Annotated in this window: 19 protein-coding genes; 10 read left to right on the top strand and 9 right to left on the bottom strand. The window is 41.2% G+C overall.

The features are described from left to right. Positions 1-8 precede the first annotated feature (8 nt). Positions 9-146, bottom strand: a complete 138-nt coding sequence (locus HMPREF0556_RS13480; protein ID WP_197531918.1) for a hypothetical protein — start codon at positions 144-146, stop codon at positions 9-11. Between the two features lie 56 nt (positions 147-202). Beyond that, positions 203-760 carry a MurR/RpiR family transcriptional regulator gene (locus tag HMPREF0556_RS00155; protein WP_003754304.1) on the bottom strand — a complete coding sequence of 186 codons (558 nt, stop codon included), beginning with the start codon at positions 758-760 and terminating at the stop codon, positions 203-205. Positions 761-931: 171 nt separating this feature from the next. On the opposite strand from HMPREF0556_RS00155, the gene HMPREF0556_RS13660 reads away from it, so the two are divergent. The 4 genes from HMPREF0556_RS13660 to HMPREF0556_RS00170 all read left to right on the top strand — a co-directional run bounded on the left by HMPREF0556_RS13660 (position 932) and on the right by HMPREF0556_RS00170 (position 3989). Then, positions 932-1354, top strand: coding sequence for a PTS transporter subunit EIIC (locus tag HMPREF0556_RS13660; RefSeq protein WP_050776966.1), 423 nt, complete (start codon positions 932-934; stop codon positions 1352-1354). Next, complete coding sequence (locus tag HMPREF0556_RS00160) at positions 1321-2265, top strand: PTS sugar transporter subunit IIC (RefSeq protein WP_003754306.1); 945 nt, start codon at positions 1321-1323, stop codon at positions 2263-2265. Before HMPREF0556_RS13660 ends, HMPREF0556_RS00160 begins: the two co-directional genes overlap by 34 nt. Next, complete coding sequence (gene chbG / locus HMPREF0556_RS00165; protein ID WP_003754309.1) at positions 2250-3029, top strand: chitin disaccharide deacetylase; 780 nt, start codon at positions 2250-2252, stop codon at positions 3027-3029. Before HMPREF0556_RS00160 ends, chbG begins: the two co-directional genes overlap by 16 nt. A 114-nt stretch (positions 3030-3143) precedes the next feature. Next, positions 3144-3989: an SDR family oxidoreductase gene (locus tag HMPREF0556_RS00170; protein ID WP_003754311.1), complete on the top strand. Its 846-nt coding sequence runs from the start codon at positions 3144-3146 to the stop codon at positions 3987-3989. A 36-nt stretch (positions 3990-4025) separates the two neighbouring features. On the opposite strand, the gene HMPREF0556_RS00175 is transcribed toward HMPREF0556_RS00170, so the two are convergent. Next, positions 4026-5345 (bottom strand): 6-phospho-beta-glucosidase, encoded by a 1320-nt coding sequence (locus HMPREF0556_RS00175; RefSeq protein ID WP_003754313.1) that lies wholly within the window; start codon positions 5343-5345, stop codon positions 4026-4028. 195 nt (positions 5346-5540) lie between these two features. Between HMPREF0556_RS00175 and HMPREF0556_RS00180 the strand changes: the two genes are divergently transcribed. From HMPREF0556_RS00180 to HMPREF0556_RS00190, 3 genes are all read left to right on the top strand, one after another. Then, complete coding sequence (locus HMPREF0556_RS00180) at positions 5541-6293, top strand: MurR/RpiR family transcriptional regulator (protein ID WP_040486338.1); 753 nt, start codon at positions 5541-5543, stop codon at positions 6291-6293. Positions 6294-6393: 100 nt separating this feature from the next. Continuing rightward, positions 6394-6663 carry an ACT domain-containing protein gene (locus HMPREF0556_RS00185; RefSeq protein ID WP_003754316.1) on the top strand — a complete coding sequence of 90 codons (270 nt, stop codon included), beginning with the start codon at positions 6394-6396 and terminating at the stop codon, positions 6661-6663. 20 nt (positions 6664-6683) lie between these two features. Next, the gene (locus HMPREF0556_RS00190) at positions 6684-8039 is read left to right on the top strand and encodes a PFL family protein (protein WP_003754318.1); all 1356 of its coding nucleotides are present in this window, start codon (positions 6684-6686) and stop codon (positions 8037-8039) included. Positions 8040-8075: 36 nt separating this feature from the next. Here the strand turns inward: HMPREF0556_RS00190 and HMPREF0556_RS00195 are convergent, their stop codons facing one another. Next, on the bottom strand, positions 8076-9047 hold the full coding sequence (locus tag HMPREF0556_RS00195) for a LacI family DNA-binding transcriptional regulator (protein ID WP_003754320.1): 972 nt from the start codon (positions 9045-9047) through the stop codon (positions 8076-8078). A gap of 126 nt (positions 9048-9173) precedes the next feature. On the opposite strand from HMPREF0556_RS00195, the gene HMPREF0556_RS00200 reads away from it, so the two are divergent. Beyond that, entirely contained in the window at positions 9174-10514 is a 1341-nt protein-coding gene (locus HMPREF0556_RS00200) for a 6-phospho-beta-glucosidase (protein ID WP_003754321.1), read from the top strand. A 48-nt stretch (positions 10515-10562) separates the two neighbouring features. Here the strand turns inward: HMPREF0556_RS00200 and HMPREF0556_RS00205 are convergent, their stop codons facing one another. Then, positions 10563-10931, bottom strand: coding sequence for a DUF1304 domain-containing protein (locus HMPREF0556_RS00205; protein WP_003754322.1), 369 nt, complete (start codon positions 10929-10931; stop codon positions 10563-10565). A gap of 88 nt (positions 10932-11019) precedes the next feature. Beyond that, positions 11020-11910 (bottom strand): methyl-accepting chemotaxis protein, encoded by an 891-nt coding sequence (locus tag HMPREF0556_RS13820; protein ID WP_003754323.1) that lies wholly within the window; start codon positions 11908-11910, stop codon positions 11020-11022. Positions 11911-12061: 151 nt separating this feature from the next. On the opposite strand from HMPREF0556_RS13820, the gene HMPREF0556_RS00215 reads away from it, so the two are divergent. Next, positions 12062-14179 (top strand): hypothetical protein, encoded by a 2118-nt coding sequence (locus HMPREF0556_RS00215; protein ID WP_050776968.1) that lies wholly within the window; start codon positions 12062-12064, stop codon positions 14177-14179. Between the two features lie 50 nt (positions 14180-14229). Here HMPREF0556_RS00215 and HMPREF0556_RS00220 read toward each other — a convergent pair whose 3' ends face one another. From HMPREF0556_RS00220 to cbpA, 3 genes are all read right to left on the bottom strand, one after another. Continuing rightward, positions 14230-15243: a tagatose-bisphosphate aldolase gene (locus HMPREF0556_RS00220; protein WP_003754325.1), complete on the bottom strand. Its 1014-nt coding sequence runs from the start codon at positions 15241-15243 to the stop codon at positions 14230-14232. Positions 15244-15366: 123 nt separating this feature from the next. Beyond that, positions 15367-16281: an ABC transporter substrate-binding protein gene (locus HMPREF0556_RS00225; protein ID WP_040486340.1), complete on the bottom strand. Its 915-nt coding sequence runs from the start codon at positions 16279-16281 to the stop codon at positions 15367-15369. Between the two features lie 114 nt (positions 16282-16395). Then, positions 16396-17031 (bottom strand): cyclic di-AMP binding protein CbpA, encoded by a 636-nt coding sequence (gene cbpA / locus HMPREF0556_RS00230; RefSeq protein ID WP_003754327.1) that lies wholly within the window; start codon positions 17029-17031, stop codon positions 16396-16398. A 150-nt stretch (positions 17032-17181) separates the two neighbouring features. Between cbpA and HMPREF0556_RS00235 the strand changes: the two genes are divergently transcribed. After that, positions 17182-18366, top strand: coding sequence for an iron-containing alcohol dehydrogenase (locus HMPREF0556_RS00235; protein WP_003754328.1), 1185 nt, complete (start codon positions 17182-17184; stop codon positions 18364-18366). Positions 18367-18462 lie beyond the last annotated feature (96 nt).

Consider the following 18462-nt stretch of genomic DNA (forward strand, 5'->3'; position numbering starts at 1 on the left):
GGTCCTTTTTATTTTCCTTTCAAACGGTATCGATTGACCTGTTTAGCAAGTTTTTCTATGGTAAAAATGGCTGGGACTTGGGAAGTGATATCGGCACTTTTGATTTTTTCGGTATTGATGTAATAGGGGATATTGATATCTGACATTTCGGCGATCGTGCATTTGGAACTGTTTGTGATCGAGACGATGGTAGCTTCGGATTTTACAAAATGAGTGAGGTAATTGATAATGATTTCTGTTTCGCCGGAAACGGATAGGCAATGATGCAGATTTTATTGGCAAGATCACGAGTGATATAACTGACTGGATTTAGTAAAGGGTTTTGGATGCTTACGGACATGTTGAAAATACTTGAAAAATATAAGGCACCGTATTCTGCGGTTACTTTTGAGGAGCCGATGCCAATCAAAAAAATCAGTTCCTTAGAGGCTAAGAGTTTGGCAACTTCAGCAATTTTCTGCTGATAGATTTTTTCGGTGGTGCGCTGCATAAAATTGATGATCAGTGATTCATCTAAATCAGCTGTTTCGTTGAGGCTTTCGGCTTTATCGATATAGAGACGTAGTTTGGCTTTGAAATCAGAGAAACCGGCGCATTGAAACTTTTTGCAGAAACGAATGATGCTTGCCGTACTTGTATGCGTTCGCTCTGCTAATTCACGAACATTCATGAAGGATGTGATCTCTAGATTGTTGAGGATAAAGCGGTAAATGGCAATATCTGTCTCATTGAGCTTAGGGGATTCATCAAGAAATAACATTTATGGCCTCCAAATTGATTTTATAGGTGCTGTAACGGAGCGTTTCACTGCTGTTACAAAAAACAGTATACTTCATTTTGAAACCGTTTACAATAATGACATATATTTCTACTGGTTTTCGTGCTATTCTTACGTTGTCAAAAGGAATAATCTTAAAAAGGGGGAAGAATGATGTTTCATGATATTTTTACGAAAATGGAGAAATACTTACTGCCGATTTCTGCTCGAATCGGAGCGCAGCGACATATGTTAGCAATTCGAGATGCGTTTTCCAGTATCATGGCTGATTTGATCGTAGGATCGGTTGCTTCACTAATCAATAATTTTCCTTATCAGCCATTTCAAGATTTTATGACAGCGGTATTTACGGAAACATGGAAAGAACCAGGAAATATCATCTACAACATGACGATGGGGATCTTGGGATTGTTGGTTGCGATCAGTATCGGCTATTATTTGGCTCAGCCTTATAAATTGGATGGGATCAGTTCCGCCCTGATGTCAGGGATATCATTTTTGATTTTGACGCCTTTCTTGAAGGATGGGAGTCCAACGTTGGATTGGCTGGGGCAAAGGGATTATTCGTGGCCATGATCGTCGGGATCTTCACAACAGAAATTTATCATTTTATTGTGAAACAGGGTTGGACGATCAAAATGCCGGAGGGTGTTCCACCTGCTGTTACAAGTGGCTTTGTTGCTTTGATTCCTTCATTTGTTATTTTTATACTGGTTGGATTGATTGCGAGTGTATTAAAGGCAACGACAGGATTATCGCTAACAGAAATTATTTATCAATTATTACAAGCGCCGTTTCAGCAAATCGGAGATACGATACCGGCAATGTGTCTACTAATGTTTGCCCGAGGTTTCTTATGGTTTTTCGGTATCCATGGAACGAATGTGTTAGGTCCGATCTCAGACAGCATTTTATTACCGAATATTGAGGAGAATGCCCGATATTTCGCGCAAGGTGTTTCTGCTTACGATGTACCGAAAATAGCGACAAGTTCTTTTATTTCGCAGTTTGTCAGTATTGGAGGAACGGGTGTCGGACTTGCGTTTGTTATTGCGGTGATTATTATCTCACGGAGTAAAGCAACCCGGAAATTAAGCATTGGGGCTACACCAGGTGTTTTATTCAACATCAATGAACCAATTCTATACGGTGTGCCGATCGTTTTGAATGCTTCGCTGATCATTCCGTTTTTGCTGACACCGATTGTATTGATCATTGTCGGTTATATTGCAATGGGAACGGTGTTGGTTCCGAAAACGGTGGCGCTCGTGCCTTGGAATATGCCAGTGTTGATTGGTGGTTATTTATCAACGGGCGGTTCCTTCAGGGGTGTTATTTTACAGATCGTGGATGTCGTCATTGCTACGTTGATTTATCTGCCATTCATTAAACTGAATGACCGTGTGGAAGCGAAGATCAATGTAGCGGAGAAGCAGAAATCGCAGAGAATAGATAAAGGAGCAAAAATGAGATGGGAAATAAATTAATTGTTAATGCGGATGATTTCGGCTATACGCCTGGAATAACGCAAGGGATACTGGCAGCACATCAGCGTGGGATCGTGTCTTCTACAACTGCACTGGTCGTGAGTGAATATTTTGAGGAGGCTATGGAAATTGCGCGAAAGACGCCAAGCCTAAATGTGGGGCTTCATTTGACATTGACTTTAAAGGCTACAAAGCCGCTGCTGGGAAGTGAAGTATCCTCGCTTATCAATGAAAAAGGTGAGTTTTGGTCGCAGTCAGAATTTCAAGAGCATATAAAAAGTGAGGAAGTTTATGCGGAATGGGATGCACAGATCGCTAAATTTCTGAGTAGCGGGCATCAACCGTCACATCTTGATTCGCATCATAACGTCCATGGGAAGGACGACCGTGTCTTAGCAGTAGCTTTGGAGCTTGCTAAGAAATATAAATTGCCGCTTCGAAAAGCAAGTAGAGCACCGGAAACGAAACATTTCGATGATTTATATGGCGAGGTGGCTGCAACGGATAAATTGATTGCGACCTTTTATGATGAAAATGCGACGAAAGAACATTTATTATTGATCCTGAAAGAAATTGGAGCAGCGGACTCTGATCATACGTATGAGATCAATTGTCATCCGGCATACATCGATCCGATTTTGACGCATTCTACCAGCTATTTGACTCAGCGGCTTCGGGAATGGGAAATATTGACAGATCCGGAGATCATCCAAGCTGTGCAGAAAAATCATATTCAGCTCATCAATTATAGTTATATTAGGTAATAAGTAAAAAACAGCTCATAAAGGGCTGTTTTTTTATAGGGGAGCGAATACATTGACAGGAAGAAGATAGGTTTTGTATATTTTAGGGAATAGAAAGAAGATGGAGGGATCATTATGAAAACAGCACTGATCACAGGGGCGAACACGGGAATGGGATATGCAACGACGGTCGCTTTGGCAAAGCAAAATATGCGTGTCGTTATGTTATGTCGTTCGAGGGAACGCGGAGAAGAAGCACGCAAAAAGGCTGTGAGTGAGAGTGGCTCACAAACGATTGCACTGCACATTGTGGATTTAAGTTCTTTTAAAAGCATTCGAGAAGCAGCAGAACAATTAAAAGTCCTTTATCCGGTGATTGACATTATGATCAATAATGCAGGTGTGGTGACGACGAAAAAAGAATATACCAAGGATGGCTTCGAAAAAATGATGGGTGTCAACTACTTGGGGCATTTTTTGTTGACCAATTTACTTCTTCCGAATATGGAAGCAGCAGATGCAGGCCGGATCGTCGTGGTGTCATCGGGAGCTTATAAATTTAGTCCGCTCTATTTGGATGACTTTAATTCTGATCAGCGTTTCAGCATTTGGAAAAATTATGGACGCTCGAAATTGGCGAATCTGCTGTTTGCTAGGGAACTGGCGCGACGGCTTTCGAGAACAAATGTCACGGTCAACGCGCTGCATCCAGGAGCAGTTGCGACAAGTCTTGGAGTAAATCGCGACACGGGATTTGGAAAAAGTATCACGGCGCTACTAAAGCCGTTTTTCCGTTCAGCGGAAAAGGGAGCCGAAACAGCGGTGTACTTAGCGACATCAGAGGAAGTAAAAGATATTACTGGGGAATATTTCTATAATAAGAAAATCAAGGCGACAAAAGGGGAAGCGAATAATTTAGAGCTTGCTGAGCAGTTGTGGCAAAAGAGTGAAGTCTACACGGAACTAGCGACGAAAGCATAAAAAAGGATTTAGCCATTGTGCTAAATCCTTTTTTTCTTATTTTTGGAAGAAATTTGGTAAATATTCTTTGTGCGCTTCTAATAACTCATCCAGTAATTCACGAGCTACCGCATCGCTTGGTGTAAGCGGGTTGATCGTCATTGCGAGTAATGCTTTATCATAATCGCCAGTAACCGCAGCTTCAGCAGTCAAGCGTTCAAACGTTTTGATTTCTTGAACGATACCGTTGATCGCAATTGGAAGATGGCCGCTTGCTAGCGGGATCGGACCTTGACGAGTAATCACGCAGTTTGTTTCTACAGCGGAATCAGGATCGATATCAAGGATCGCGCCGTTATTACGGGTGTTGACGATTTGGATATCACGTTTATCATTATAGATCGAGTTGATCAAGTTACAAGCTGCTTCGCTGTAATAAGCTCCGCCGCGTTGTTCTAATTGTTTTGGTTTTTCAGCTAATTCTTCTTGTTTATAAAGTTCGAAAAGTTCTTTTTCTACGCCTTTTACAACTTCAGCACGAGTACCATGTTTCGCATAAGCTGCTTCTTGGTCCTCAAGTTGTTGTTTTGTTTGCCAGTAGTAGCGCAAGTAATCGATCGGGATCATGTTTAGTGTGCGTAAGAATGTTTTATCCCAGCCAGTAGCATTGATGTTTTTCAAATTAGAACCTTGTTCGTCTTCTGTCATTTTGTAAACGACATCGCTGGTTACGTCTTTACCATTATGATAAACAGCTTTTGCGAATACCATGTGGTTCAAGCCGACAAATTCGACATAGATCTCGCTAACGTCGACACCTAGTGTTTTTGCGATGTTGCGTTCAATACCGATCGGTCCGTTACAAAGACCAACGACTTTCTTTTGGTTACTATAGCGAAGGACTGCTTCTGTTACCATTCCAGCTGGGTTGGCAAAGTTGATCAGCCAAGCATCTGGACAAAGGCGTTCCATATCTTTACAGATGTCTAAAATAACGGGTATCGTACGAAGCCCTTTGAACATACCGCCTGGTCCGTTTGTTTCTTGACCAACCACGCCGTGACTGTTTGGAATACGTTCATCTTTCACACGAGCATCTAATAAACCGACACGTAATTGTGTTGTAACGAAATCGGCACCTTTCAAAGCTTCTTCGCGGTCTAGTGTTAAATGGATCTCAATATCGGCACCAGCTTTTTCTACCATGCGTTTTGCTAGGCTACCAACGATTTCTAGTTTTTCTTTACCAGCTTCTACGTCTACCAGCCAAATTTCGCGAACCGGAAGTTCAGCTTGACGTTTGATGAAACCTTCGATCAATTCTGGTGTATAGCTGGATCCACCACCAATTGTAGCGATTTTAATACCATTAGTCATGTGTATTCCTCCACTCTATCATTTTCAGCAAAAGCGAAAATGTAAGCCCTTGCTTTCTGTATATCTCTAGTATAGAACTTCCGCAAAAAAATACTAGGCTTTTGGATGAGTTCGGGAAGGATTTTAAAAAAAGGAAATTGTCACATTTGTGTAACGACTTGTTACATGATAAAATGGCAGAGAGGAGGGGTCGACGTGCTTTTTTTAAATCATAATGTAGAATTGAATGACACAGAACTGTCGATTTATAATTATATAGTTGGGAATTTGGATAAAGTCGTATATATGCGGATCCGGGATTTAGCTGATGAGATCCATGTCAGTACCACAACGATCTTGCGCTTTTGCCGCAAGTTCGAGTGTAATGGTTTTTCGGAGTTTCGTGTAAAACTGCAGATCTATGCAGAAAAACAGAAAAAGACAAAGGTGGATATGTCAGATGAAACCACGTATATTGATTTTTTGAAGCGCACGGCTGAACCCCAGTTTAAAATGAAAGTAAAAGAAGCAGTCAAGATCCTGCTCGAAACGGAGTTGGTTTTATTCGTCGGGATCGGAGCTTCCGGCGTGATCGCGGAGTATGGTGCATTATACTTTTCGTCATTATTTACACTTGCTTTGAATATTGAAGATCCGCTGAATCATCCATTTGACCATTTATCTGATAAGTTGTCCGACCGGATCTGTTTGATCGCTGTTTCAGTAGAAGGAGAGAATGAGGATATCATTCGTTACATCCACCAATTGAAGCAACAGCGCTGCAAGATCATATCCATTACCAACAGTTCCAAATCGACCATCGCCAGATTGTCAGATGCCAATATCGCTTATTATATCAATAAAGAGAAATACATCGAAGCTAACATTACTTCCCAGCTTCCGGCGCTTTATACGATCGAGAGTATCGCGCGGGAGATCAGGGCGGAGTTGGATCAAGAAGAAATTTGAGAATAGACATAAACACGTGGATAAATATATGATAGAAGTTATATTATTTTTCATGCTATACTAAAAAGAAAATAAATGAAAATCGAAGGAGTGAAGGATAGTGCGTGCAATTCTTACGGTAATTGGGAAAGATAGTGTGGGGATCATTGCCGGTGTCAGTCAAAAGTTAGCGGAGCTGGACATCAATATTTTAGATGTCAGCCAGACGATCATGGATGGCTATTTTACTATGATGATGATGCTTGATCTGCAGGAAGAACATGTGGATTTCAGTCATATCAAAGAGGAATTGAATGAGAAGGGACAGGCACTCCAGGTCACGATCAACATTCAGCGAGAAGAGATTTTCAATAATATGCATAAATTATAAAGGAATGGGGGAGTGTACCGATGGAAACAGCGCAAATTCTGGAAACGATCCGGATGATCGAAGAAGAAAAATTAGATATCCGCACGATCACGATGGGAATATCACTTTTGGATTGTATCGATAGCGATGGCGAAAAGTCGCGGCAAAAAATCTACAATAAAATCGTTGGTTTGGCTAAGAACTTGGTTCAGGTCGGAGATGAGATCGAAATGGAATATGGCATCCCCATCATTAATAAACGGATCTCAGTGACGCCAATCGCCATTATTGCTGGGGCAAGTGACGACAAAGATTACGTTGCTTATGCGCACACGCTTGATGCGGCGGCAAAAGCGGTCGGGGTAAACTTTATTGGTGGCTTTTCAGCGTTGGTACAAAAAGGGTACCACAAGGGTGATGAGATCCTGATTCGGTCGATTCCACAGGCATTAGCAGAAACGGAGCGGGTGTGCAGTTCTGTCAATATCGGTTCAACACGCGCGGGGATCAACATGGATGCTGTTCGGCAAATGGGAGAGGTCATTAAGGAAACAGCTGAGCTTACAGCTGACTCGCAAGGTCTAGGTTGCGCGAAGTTGGTCGTTTTTGCGAACAGTGTAGAAGATAATCCTTTCATGGCGGGCGCTTTCCATGGTGTTGGCGAGGCAGATTGTGTGATCAACGTCGGTGTCAGTGGTCCTGGTGTTGTGAAACGCGCTTTGGAGAAAGTGAAAGGGGAAAGTTTTGATATCGTAGCAGAAACGGTAAAACAAACTGCTTTCAAAATCACGCGAATGGGTGAATTAGTTGGTCGAGTAGCATCGGAAAAGCTAGGCGTACCGTTTGGCATTGTCGATCTATCGCTTGCGCCAACTCCGGCGATCGGTGATTCCGTGGCACATATTTTAGAAGAAATGGGCTTGGAAATGGTCGGCACCCATGGAACGACAGCGGCACTGGCCTTACTGAACGATGCGGTCAAAAAGGGCGGCGTTATGGCATGCGGACACGTCGGCGGACTTTCCGGCGCATTTATTCCTGTTTCGGAAGATGCCGGAATGATCGCAGCAGTGGAGCAGGGCGTGATGAATTTGGAAAAACTGGAAGCAATGACGGCTATCTGTTCAGTAGGATTGGATATGATCGCTGTACCGGGAGAAACTTCTGCAGCAACACTTGCAGCGATGATCGCAGACGAAGCAGCCATCGGAGTCATCAATAATAAGACTACGGCAGTTCGCATTATTCCAGCAGTCGGCACAAAAGTCGGCGATACCGTTGAATTTGGTGGATTACTAGGACATGCGCCTGTTATGGCAGTGAACGAAAAATCTTCTGCAGATTTTATTGCCCGAGGCGGCCGAATCCCTGCACCGATCCATTCTTTCAAAAATTAAAAAAAGCGGCTTGCTCTGATTTAGAGCAAGCCTTTTTTATGTCGTTTTTCGCACCACCAAATGAAAATCAAGCTCTAACAGCGGTGTGCTTTCATTATTTAAATAATTATTAATGATCGTAAACGCATTTTCGCCTTGTTTATCGACTGGGTAATGGATCGTAGTGATATCCAGCAAATGCGCAACGTCCATATCGTCAAAGCCACATACGGCAAAGTCATCCGGCACCGTGATTCCTAAGCGACGTGCTTCTGTTACCAATCCAGCAGCGAAAAAATCTGCTGAGGTAATGAACGCATCCGGTTTCACGCCGGCCTGTGCTTTCCACCAATGCGCGAGCTTTTCACCATCCTTGCGATGCGCCTGGCTGTGGATATGCGGAAACAGCCGACTATCCAAATCATATTTCACGCAAAAATCTTCATACGCATCCATGCGACTTTTTGTATTCAATCCATTGATATTGCCATACACATTCATGATCCGGCGGTATCCTTGTGCATAAAGGTGCTCCAGTCCAAGCATGTAGCCGTCATACTGATTCATAAATACGGAAGCAACGCTGCTATTTTCGATCCGCTGCCAAGTCACGATCGGACCGTATTTCGTATAATGCTCGATCACATCCCAGTCATTCAAACGAATCGCCAGAACTAGGCCGTCCAGCTGCTTTCGACGCAACATCTCAAGTGCTTCCATTTCTTTCGATTTATCCAAGCCAGTCACAAACAGCGTTACATTATAATTTTTTGCTTGGGCAGCGATGGTAAAGCTTTTCAAAAAAACATTCAGCGAGTCGGAAAAAAGCGGTGCAACAATGCCGATCAGTTTCGTCGCCCCTTTTTTCAGCGAAACTGCATTTCGATTGGGAACGTAGTCCAGCTCTTTTACGATTTGCGCGACTTTTGCTTTTGTTTCCTTGCTGACATAGCCATTATTATTGATGACGCGGGATACAGTAGCAGAGGAAACCCCTGCTCGTTTAGCGATTTCTTTAATGTTTGCCACTCATGCACACCTCGATTTAGAATCCTTCTTTTTTATTATAGCAAAAAAGTGCTTGACCTGTAATGCATTACATAGATTACGATAAAGAAGTAATGAAAACGCTTTTAAAAATAGGAGGTAAACAGGATGACAAAAGGTATCAAAATCGTTACGATCGGTGGGGGCTCAAGCTATACACCTGAATTAGTAGAGGGATTTATCAAACGGTATCATGAACTGCCTATTAAAGAGTTATGGTTAGTCGACATTGAAGCTGGAAGAGAAAAATTAGAGATCGTCGGCAATATGGCGAAACGAATGGTCAAAGCAGCTGGAATCGATTGCACCGTTCATTTAACATTAGACCGCAGAGAAGCATTGAAAGATGCGGATTTTGTAACCACCCAATTTCGAGTAGGATTATTGGATGCGCGGATCAAAGACGAACGCATTCCGCTTAGCCACGGAATTATCGGTCAGGAAACAAATGGCGCCGGCGGTATGTTCAAAGCATTTCGGACGATCCCGGTTATTCTAGGAATCGTCGAAGATATGCGAGAGCTATGCCCAAATGCGTGGCTGATCAACTTTACCAATCCAGCTGGAATGGTGACAGAAGCAGTGCTTCGTTATGGCAAATGGGAGAAAGTGATTGGGTTATGTAACGTGCCGATCGGAGCAGTGAAGAGCGCTTCCGAAGTCTTAGGAAAAACGGAAGAAGAATTGTTCTTCAAATTCGCTGGCATCAATCACTTACATTGGCACCGCGTATTCGATAAAGATGGTACGGAATTGACAGAGCAAGTGATCGACGGTCTTTATGCGCCGGATGCTAATCCAGGTAAAGTAGTAGAAAATATTAAAAACATGCGCTTCTTATATGAACAAGTAAAACATTTGAAGATGCTTCCTTGTCCATATCACCGCTATTATTATATGACGGATGCGATGTTGAAAGAAGAATTAGCATCTTTCCACGAAGAAGGTACACGTGGCGAAGTCGTGAAAAAATTAGAAGAAAGTCTATTTGAATTATACAAAGATCCGAATTTAGATCATAAACCGGAAGAACTTTCCAAGCGCGGGGGCGCACATTATAGCGATGCCGCATGCGAGATCATTAATTCGATCTACAACAACAAAGGTACGGTCATGGTCGTTTCGACGCGCAATAATGGGGCGATCGATGACGTTCCTTATGACAGCGCAGTAGAGATCACGAGTGTTATTCGCGGGCATGGTGCAGAACCAATCAACTTCGGGAAATTCCCTTCAGCGCAAAGAGGTCTGCTCCAAGTAATGAAAGCGATGGAAGAATTGACGATCGAAGCAGCAGTCACAGGAGATTATGCGACAGCACTGCAAGCATTCACATTGAATCCATTAGTTCCAAGCGGCGATTTAGCAAAAGAAGTATTGGATGAAATGTTGGAAGCACACAAAGCTTATTTACCACAGTTCCACCAAAAGAGTGCAGTAACGAATTGATGTTGACAGAAAAAAGCGCCGACCCGCGAGGGCCAGCGCTTTTTTTTATTAAGCTAATAAAACGAAGATCAATGCAAGGATCGCCGGGATCCCTTGTTTGATCAAGATCCCTTTGTTGGCTGTAAAAGTGCCAAATAGAGCAGCAATGATCACACAACTTAAAAAGAATAAGATGACCGAAGTCGCAAACGCTGCGGGTGCAAAAAACAATCCCCAGAACAGCCCTGCTGCCAAGAAGCCATTGTATAATCCTTGATTGGCAAATAGACTTTGCACTTCCTTCATTTGTAAAACAGATCTTGGAACGCCAAAAGATTTTTCTGCTGCCTTGCTTGTAGAAAAGAACATTTCTAAAGCCAAGATGTATAAATGTTCTAAAGCTACAATTAAAACTAAAATAAAACTAATGATTTGCATATACAGTGCCCCTTTTCATTACATTCTAATAAGTGCTCTTTAGTATACCATGATAGGGAAAGGAGGCTCAAATGAATTGCAAATAAATTTACATTACTTTTTCAACAAATTGCAATACTTTACGAGTTAATTCATTGGACGATGCTTCCAGTTGTTGAGAATTGGTCAAGCTGATTTGGACTTCCTGTTGACTGGTCAAAATACTTTCTTTCACACTTTCAAATCCTTTTTCCACCTCACCCGTGTAGCGAGTGATTCCTTTGATGCTATCTTCGACCTTCTTGATAGCTTCTTCCACTTGACCGGAAAGTTTTCGTACCTCATCAGCAACTACTGCAAAACCTCTGCCAGCCTCACCAGCTCGGGCAGCTTCGATCGCGGCATTTAGAGCTAATAAGTTAGTCTGCGTGGCGATTCCATTGATGATCCGGACGACATCATGGATTTGCCGGGATTCCGTTGATAAATGCAGCAATTTTTCCTGACTAGATTGGTAGCTAGCTTCAATAGCGGCAAAGGTCGTTTCTAGTTCATGACCAATTCGCTGTCCGGAATTCGCTTGCTCCATTAATGCGGGAGCGACGGAAGCAAAATCATCACTAAAATTTTGGATCGTTTGGATACGCGGACTGATATCAAAAGCGATTTTTCCGATCGAAACGACTTCTCCATTTTCTAAAATCGGTAAATATGTCGCTTGCAGCCAGACTTCGTTCCCCAGTTTATCTTTCCGCTTGAAATTATTACTAAAGTTTTTTCCCGCTAACAAGTCTTTCCAAAAAGCTTCATAAGCCGGTGAACGGTGAAAATCTGGAAAACAAAAATCCCGATGTTCTCTCCCAATCAGTTCTTCTGGTTCATATTTTAGCGTTTTCGCAAATAGGTCATTTGCAAAGCTAACCGTTCTATCTGTATTAAATTTTACGACCGGAACTTTCTCTATAATGGTTTCTAAAAACAATTCATCTCTATTTTTCAAAAAAATCTCTCCTCTTCATTTTATTATAAAATAATAATTACTGAAAAGAAAATAAAAAAATGAGCTTTTGGATAGAAATTAGAAATAGGAATGATATAATGTTTTTTTGTAAGCGTATACAAAAAGGAAATAAATGCAAGGGGATGAATGTATGAAAAAAATAATCATGATGATCGGGGTATTGATTTTGTTAGTTGGTAGCTTCTCCATTCAAGTACCAAATGTGAAAGCCGTAGATAAAAACAAAGGTTTAGCGAAATTGACGAATGGAAAAATCACGACAGGGAAAAAGACACTGAAAATTACTTGGAAGAAAGATAAACAAATTTCCAAGTATGCGATTTATAAAGCGGGGAGCAAATATGCTACAAAGAAAAAGATAGCAACGACTAAAAAAGCCAGTTTTACGGATAAACATCCAGGAAAAAATCATTATGCGAACTATTATAAAGTAGTAGGTCTGGATAAACGGGGCAAGAAAAAGAAACAGTTAGAAGTATCACTCAATGAACAACTATTTGGTGAAAGCATGGTTATTTTCTCACCACAAGATGATCAAGCTCGCATCAATAAAAAAATGGATGCTATTTATAAAAAGCAAAAAGATGCACAATTTGGACCTGACCGCTTTGGCGTATATTTCTTGCCAGGCGACTATACGAAAGGGCAGCCGAATCATGTCTATAATATCGGCTATTATACGTCGATCAATGGACTTGGGGCGGTCCCAACACAGACAAAATTAGCTAATGTAGCTTCACCAGCAGCGCTTCCAGATAATAACGGTACATGTAATTTCTGGATATCTATGGAAAACTTCCAGATCACGAATAAAAAGCCAACAACTGCTTTTGAAGATCAGTTCAATTACGGCGCTTCGCAAGCTGCTCCGCTTAGAAGGATGCAAGTTGATCGCCCTGCAGAGCTTGACTGGCACAAAGGCTGGGTGAGTGGAGGTTTCATTTCAGATTCTGTATATAAACAAAAAGTCGGTTCAGAAACGCAGCAACAATATTATGTACGAAACAGTCAGTTAGATAAAAGCTGGTATGGAACAACGATCAATGGTGTCCTTCAAGGAACAAAAGGTGCACCGGCAAGCAACTGGGAACAATCACCTGAGGAAACAGTCGTAACGAATATCAAGAAAACACCTGTTGTTCGTGAAAAACCATTTTTATACCTTAATAATCAGCATCAATACAAGGTTTTTGTTCCCGGACTGCAAAAAAACACAGCAGGCGTAACGTGGAAGAAAAACAGTATCGGCAAAGGAAAATCACTTGATCTGAAAAAAGATTTTTACGTAGCAAAAGCATCGAAAGATAATGCTACTACCTTGAATAAAGCACTGAAACAAGGGAAAAATCTTTTCTTCACACCAGGCGTTTACAAAATCGACCAAACATTGAAAGTAACCAAACCAAATACCGTTATACTTGGAACAGGGCTTGCTACGCTGGAAAACAAGAGCAAGGGCGGCGCTATAAAAGTAGCAGATGTTGACGGCGTTACATTGGCGGGACTATTGATCGACCAAGAAACTTCTTCCAAAACATTTGTACAAATTGGGGACAAAAATGCCCATAAGAACCATAAAAATAATCCGACGCTATTAACAGATGTTTTCTTGCGTGTCGGTGGGACCAAAGATATTAAAACAAGTGCAAACACAGTTGTAGAAGTCAACAGCAATGACGTGATCGGCGACGACCTATGGATCTGGCGTGCGGACCACAGTCAAGGTGTGGGTTGGACAAAAAATGAGACTGATTATGGCATGATCGTAAACGGCGATCGTGTGACGATGTACGGCTTGTTCAATGAACATCATCAAAAGTACCAATTGTTATGGAACGGCGAATATGGCAGCACCTATTTCTATCAAAGCGAAAGCCCGTATGATCCGCAAAAACAATCGGATTGGATGAGTCATAATGGGAAAGTAAAAGGCTATGCTTCCTATAAAGTTTCCAATCAAGTCAAACATCATCTTGCGCAAGGAATCGGGGTTTACGGCGTTTTTGTAGCAACGAATGGTGCACCAATGGAAATGGAAAATGGTGTGGAGGTTCCTAATCGACCAGATGTAAAAGTGATCAACGCATGTACGATCGAACTTGGTGGCAGCGATGACCCTGATCGTGCTGTCAATCATGTTATTAATGGAACGGGGATAAGTACTAAAGAGATCAGACGACCGTTTATTTTGAAATATGTCAATGGAAAATCGACATTACCTGATGGTAGTGTTGTAGACGGTAAGTAAACATAAAAACAGCTTGTTCCTCAAGGAACAAGCTGTTTTTTTATTGTTATTTATTTTTCTACTACGTGAACATCTTCAAAAGAACCATACTTCGTCCACCAAGGAACAGCACCTTCATTTAATAATTTGTCTAAAGAGGTGATGTTTTCTTTACCTTGTGTACGAAGCCATTCGCGAAGGGCTTCTTCACCTTGTTTGCCGTAAACTTCGATGCCGTCTTTCCAAGTCGCACGGCCACATAGAACACCACTGTATTCAACATTGTGTTCATTAACAAATTGGATTGTTTTGTGGAACAATTCAGCTGTAACGCCAGCACTTAGATAAATGAATGGCAGTGGGCTGAGGTCGGAACATTCTTTGAAATAGTTTGCTGCTTCTTCTTGCGTGTAAACAGCTTCGCCTTCAGCAAAACCTTCCACAAATTTAAAGTTTACTGGAACTTCTAGTTTTAACACGTCTACACCATAGCGCGGTTTAGAAAATTCCTTGATAGCTGCTTTTACTTTTTCTGGTTTTAATTTCGCGTACTCTACAGAAAGGGAATCCGAAATATTAGCATCATAAGTGATTGGTTCAAGGAAGAAAGGAATGTCGACAGATTTACATTCAGCACCGATTCTTTCAAGGAAAGCATATTTCACTTCATTGATCTCAGCTGGCTCGTCTGGATCATAATAAACTAAGATCTTAACAGAATCGCCGCCTTTTTCTTTGATTCGCAATGCAGAGAGATCTGCAATCAAATCAGGTAATTTACCTGGTGTTGTTGTATCGTAACCGGTTTTTTCGTAAGAAGTCAATAATCCGGAGTCTTTATGTCTAGCTTTGATCGCATCTTCGCCATATTCCAAGTCAAGCAGGATCGCTGATGCGTAAGGAGTCAGTTCTTCGGAAACAAGGCGTTTAAAATCTTCTACGTCTTTTTTATCTTCCGTTCCTTTTGCTGTTTGGATCATTTTTTTCAGCGAACCACGTTGGTCGATCGCCAGAGCTGCAATGATTCCTTTTTCGTTTGACAAACGTTGTAAGCCGTCGAATTTTCCTTTTGTTATTTCTACCATGTTTACCAATCTCCTTTACCACTCGTTTTGATAAGTATTACACAAATATCCTTTTATTTATTTACCCTGTCATTTGCCGAAATAAACAAAAAAGAAGCGATTTTTGGTCGCTTCTTTTTTGGATTATTTACCAGTTACCTTTGCCACGCTGTCCTTTAATTGGTAAAGGCGAGTAGCGATGGTATAATCACTCCATTTTTTATTCTCTACTAAGTAAACGTGTTTCGCTTTTACTGCTGGAATATCTTTCCAAACGCCGTTCAGCAAGTCTTTTACAGAAGCATCACTACCACCAATTGGAGCTAAGATGAAGATGTAGTCTGCATCTTTTGCATAGTTTGGTATCGCTTCTTGAGAAATCGCTTTTGTTTCTTTGTTTTTTGCAGCGGCTGCAGTTGGTTTGAAGCCTGCACCTTTGTCGTATAAGCCGGAGAATATATTTTGGTCATGAATATAAATATCTTTTCCGTAAAATTGGAAAACGGCTGCTTTTTTATTCGTGATGCCAGCAGCTTTTAATTTCGCACGCTCTTTTTTTAAGGTTGCATTATACTTTTTGTACCATGCATCTTTTTCTTTTTCGCGATTTAGTAATTTAGCTAGTTTCTCCAAATGTTGATCAGGAGTATCTCCGAAGTGAGTGGCATACACAGGAGCTATTTTTTCTAGGTTTTCGATCATATCTTTTTGATAATCGCTGATGATGATCAAATCTGGAGCGAGTTTTGTTATTTTTTCGATATTTGGTTTATCTCCGCCAATGCTTTCCGCATTTTTTGTTTCAGCCGGATATGTAGTTTTATATTCGTCAGTGGTTCCAATTGCGGGAGTACCTAAAATCGATATTTCAGCCACATTTTGCAAAGCAACGATTTTTTTCGGATCTTTTGGGATCGTTACTTTCCGTTTCAGGGCATCAGTTACGGTTTGTGTTTTTGGTTTTTCTGAACTTGCTTTGTCGTTGTTTCCGCAGGCAGCTAAAACAGCGATCAATGCGATTAGAGTGATAAGAATTTGCCAACTATGTTTTTTCTTCATTATATCCTCCTTGGAATGAAAATGATTTTCATTATCATTATAACGGAATAAAATGAAAGAAACAAGACGCAAAAAAGCAGCTATGCCAGTATTCGGCAATAGCTGCTTAGGATCTTAATGTTTTAAACGTTCCACTTCAACCACTCGTAAACCTTTACGATTCAAGTGTTCGACAATTTCGTTTTTCAATGATTCAGTAACGCCGTTTGGTAAAGAGACCATGACGCGGCGAATGAAGTCATCACTTTGATTGTCTAATGTGATCAAGCTGGCGATCGATGTATAGCGGTCGACGATCTTTGTCAGTTTTGTCAGCGCGCCTTTTACTTCGCCGGAAGCAACCGTAAGGACGTAGCTGGTTGTTTCAATATTCCAAGCATCTTGGAGCAGACCAAGCATTTTCCCGTGAGTAAGGATTCCATAAAAGTCGCCGCTGTCATTTAAAACAGCGATGTAGGGAAGTTCCTTGATTGTAAAAAACACTTCAAAGAAAGAAGCATTTACGGAAATGTATTTTGTCGCGTTCTTTAATAAAGAAGTGACTGGTTCGTTCAAACTACCACCTTCTGCGGCATGTCTGTAAATATGCATTTTGTATATATTTCCCAAAAATTTCTTACCATCTTTATCTAAAATTGGAACACAACGATAGCCAGACTCTTCTAATAGATCAATTGCTTCTTTTAGCGTAGCAGTTTCTGGTACGGTCGTTAAATTGATTTTAGGGATACATAAATTTTTGATAAGCATAAAAAGTCACTCCATTCGTTTATTTCATCATCTGTTTTCATTTTAACTTAAAGAGGGAGCTTTGTATAGAAAATTCACAAGCAAATTAATTTATTGTAAGGATTATGATGTGTATGATGAACATATCATAATAGAAAGAAGGCATTAGACATGAGTGAAGAAATTAGAAATTTTGATGCGTACAATCCAACGCATATCGTATTTGGGAAAAACCGTTTGGCGGAATTGGAAAACTTGATCCCCCAAGATAAAAAAGTATTGCTTTTATATGGCGGTGGCAGCGTGAAGAAATTCGGTACTTTGGATAAAGTGAAAAAAGCGCTGGCAAATCATCAAGGCGAGGTTGGCGAATTTGGTGGTATCGAAGCAAATCCGACATATGAAACGTTGATTCAGGCAGTCGATTTGGTTAAAAAGGAAAATTATGACTTTTTACTAGCAGTCGGCGGAGGTTCTGTTATTGATGGAACGAAATTTGTCGCAGCAGCAGCTGTTTTCGACGGCGACCCAATCCATATCTTCGGAAATGGTATCGGTGAGAAGAAGCCGATCACCAAAGCATTGCCATTTGGTACGGTATTGACTTTACCGGCTACTGGTTCGGAAATGAACAGTGGCGGCGTGGTTACATTTGTAGAGAAAAAAGCAAAACTTTCTTTCGGAAGCGCATATACGTTCCCAGTATTTTCGATCTTAGAACCGGAAATCACTTATACGTTACCAAAAAGACAAGTTGCAAATGGCGTGGCAGACGCGTTTGTCCACATTATGGAACAATACATGACTTATCCAGTAGGCGCTATGATCCAAGATCGTTTTGCAGAAGGCTTGCTGATGACATTGATCGAGATCGGTCCGAAATTGATGGCAGAAGAAACACCTGATTATAACCTTCGTGCCAACTTTATGTGGGCGGCGACTAATGCCTTGAATGGTACATTGTCAAAAGGTGTGCCGCAAGATTGGGCTTCGCATGGTTTGGGACATGAGATCACAGCGCTGTATGGTATCGATCATGCACGGACATTAGCAATCGTTCTGCCGTCGTTATTAGAAGTACGAAAAGCAGAAAAACATGATAAATTAGTACAATATGCTGAACGTGTATGGGGATTAACTGGCAGCGATGACGAAAAAATCCAACAAGCGATCGAAAAAACACGTGCTTTCTTTGAATCCTTAGAAATCGGCACTTCTTTCCAAGCTTATGATCTAGGCGAAGAAGTCGTAGAGGAATTAGTTGCCCAATTAGAAAAACACGGATTGACAAGCATTTCCGAACGCGGCGACCAAACTTTGGAAATTTCCAGAGAAATTTATACACGAGCGCTGTAAAATATTTTTAATATCTGTCATTAGATGGACAAATGGTGGCAGAGGCTGATTTAGGAAGGAAATATAAAAGCGTGTTTTCAAGCTATTCCGCTTCTG

Origin of the sequence: Listeria grayi DSM 20601 (assembly GCF_000148995.1) — a bacterium.
Lineage (GTDB): Bacteria > Bacillota > Bacilli > Lactobacillales > Listeriaceae > Listeria > Listeria grayi.

Excerpts from the sequence above, each read along its gene's own strand:
- HMPREF0556_RS13480 (WP_197531918.1), bottom strand. The coding sequence starts at position 146 with ATGTCAGATATCAATATCCCCTATTACATCAATACCGAAAAAATCAAA.
- HMPREF0556_RS00155 (WP_003754304.1), bottom strand. The coding sequence starts at position 760 with ATGTTATTTCTTGATGAATCCCCTAAGCTCAATGAGACAGATATTGCC.
- HMPREF0556_RS13660 (WP_050776966.1), top strand. The coding sequence starts at position 932 with ATGTTTCATGATATTTTTACGAAAATGGAGAAATACTTACTGCCGATT.
- chbG (WP_003754309.1), top strand. The coding sequence starts at position 2,250 with ATGGGAAATAAATTAATTGTTAATGCGGATGATTTCGGCTATACGCCT.
- HMPREF0556_RS00170 (WP_003754311.1), top strand. The coding sequence starts at position 3,144 with ATGAAAACAGCACTGATCACAGGGGCGAACACGGGAATGGGATATGCA.
- HMPREF0556_RS00175 (WP_003754313.1), bottom strand. The coding sequence starts at position 5,345 with ATGACTAATGGTATTAAAATCGCTACAATTGGTGGTGGATCCAGCTAT.
- HMPREF0556_RS00190 (WP_003754318.1), top strand. The coding sequence starts at position 6,684 with ATGGAAACAGCGCAAATTCTGGAAACGATCCGGATGATCGAAGAAGAA.
- HMPREF0556_RS00200 (WP_003754321.1), top strand. The coding sequence starts at position 9,174 with ATGACAAAAGGTATCAAAATCGTTACGATCGGTGGGGGCTCAAGCTAT.
- HMPREF0556_RS00205 (WP_003754322.1), bottom strand. The coding sequence starts at position 10,931 with ATGCAAATCATTAGTTTTATTTTAGTTTTAATTGTAGCTTTAGAACAT.
- HMPREF0556_RS00215 (WP_050776968.1), top strand. The coding sequence starts at position 12,062 with ATGAAAAAAATAATCATGATGATCGGGGTATTGATTTTGTTAGTTGGT.
- HMPREF0556_RS00220 (WP_003754325.1), bottom strand. The coding sequence starts at position 15,243 with ATGGTAGAAATAACAAAAGGAAAATTCGACGGCTTACAACGTTTGTCA.
- HMPREF0556_RS00225 (WP_040486340.1), bottom strand. The coding sequence starts at position 16,281 with ATGAAGAAAAAACATAGTTGGCAAATTCTTATCACTCTAATCGCATTG.
- cbpA (WP_003754327.1), bottom strand. The coding sequence starts at position 17,031 with ATGCTTATCAAAAATTTATGTATCCCTAAAATCAATTTAACGACCGTA.
- HMPREF0556_RS00235 (WP_003754328.1), top strand. The coding sequence starts at position 17,182 with ATGAGTGAAGAAATTAGAAATTTTGATGCGTACAATCCAACGCATATC.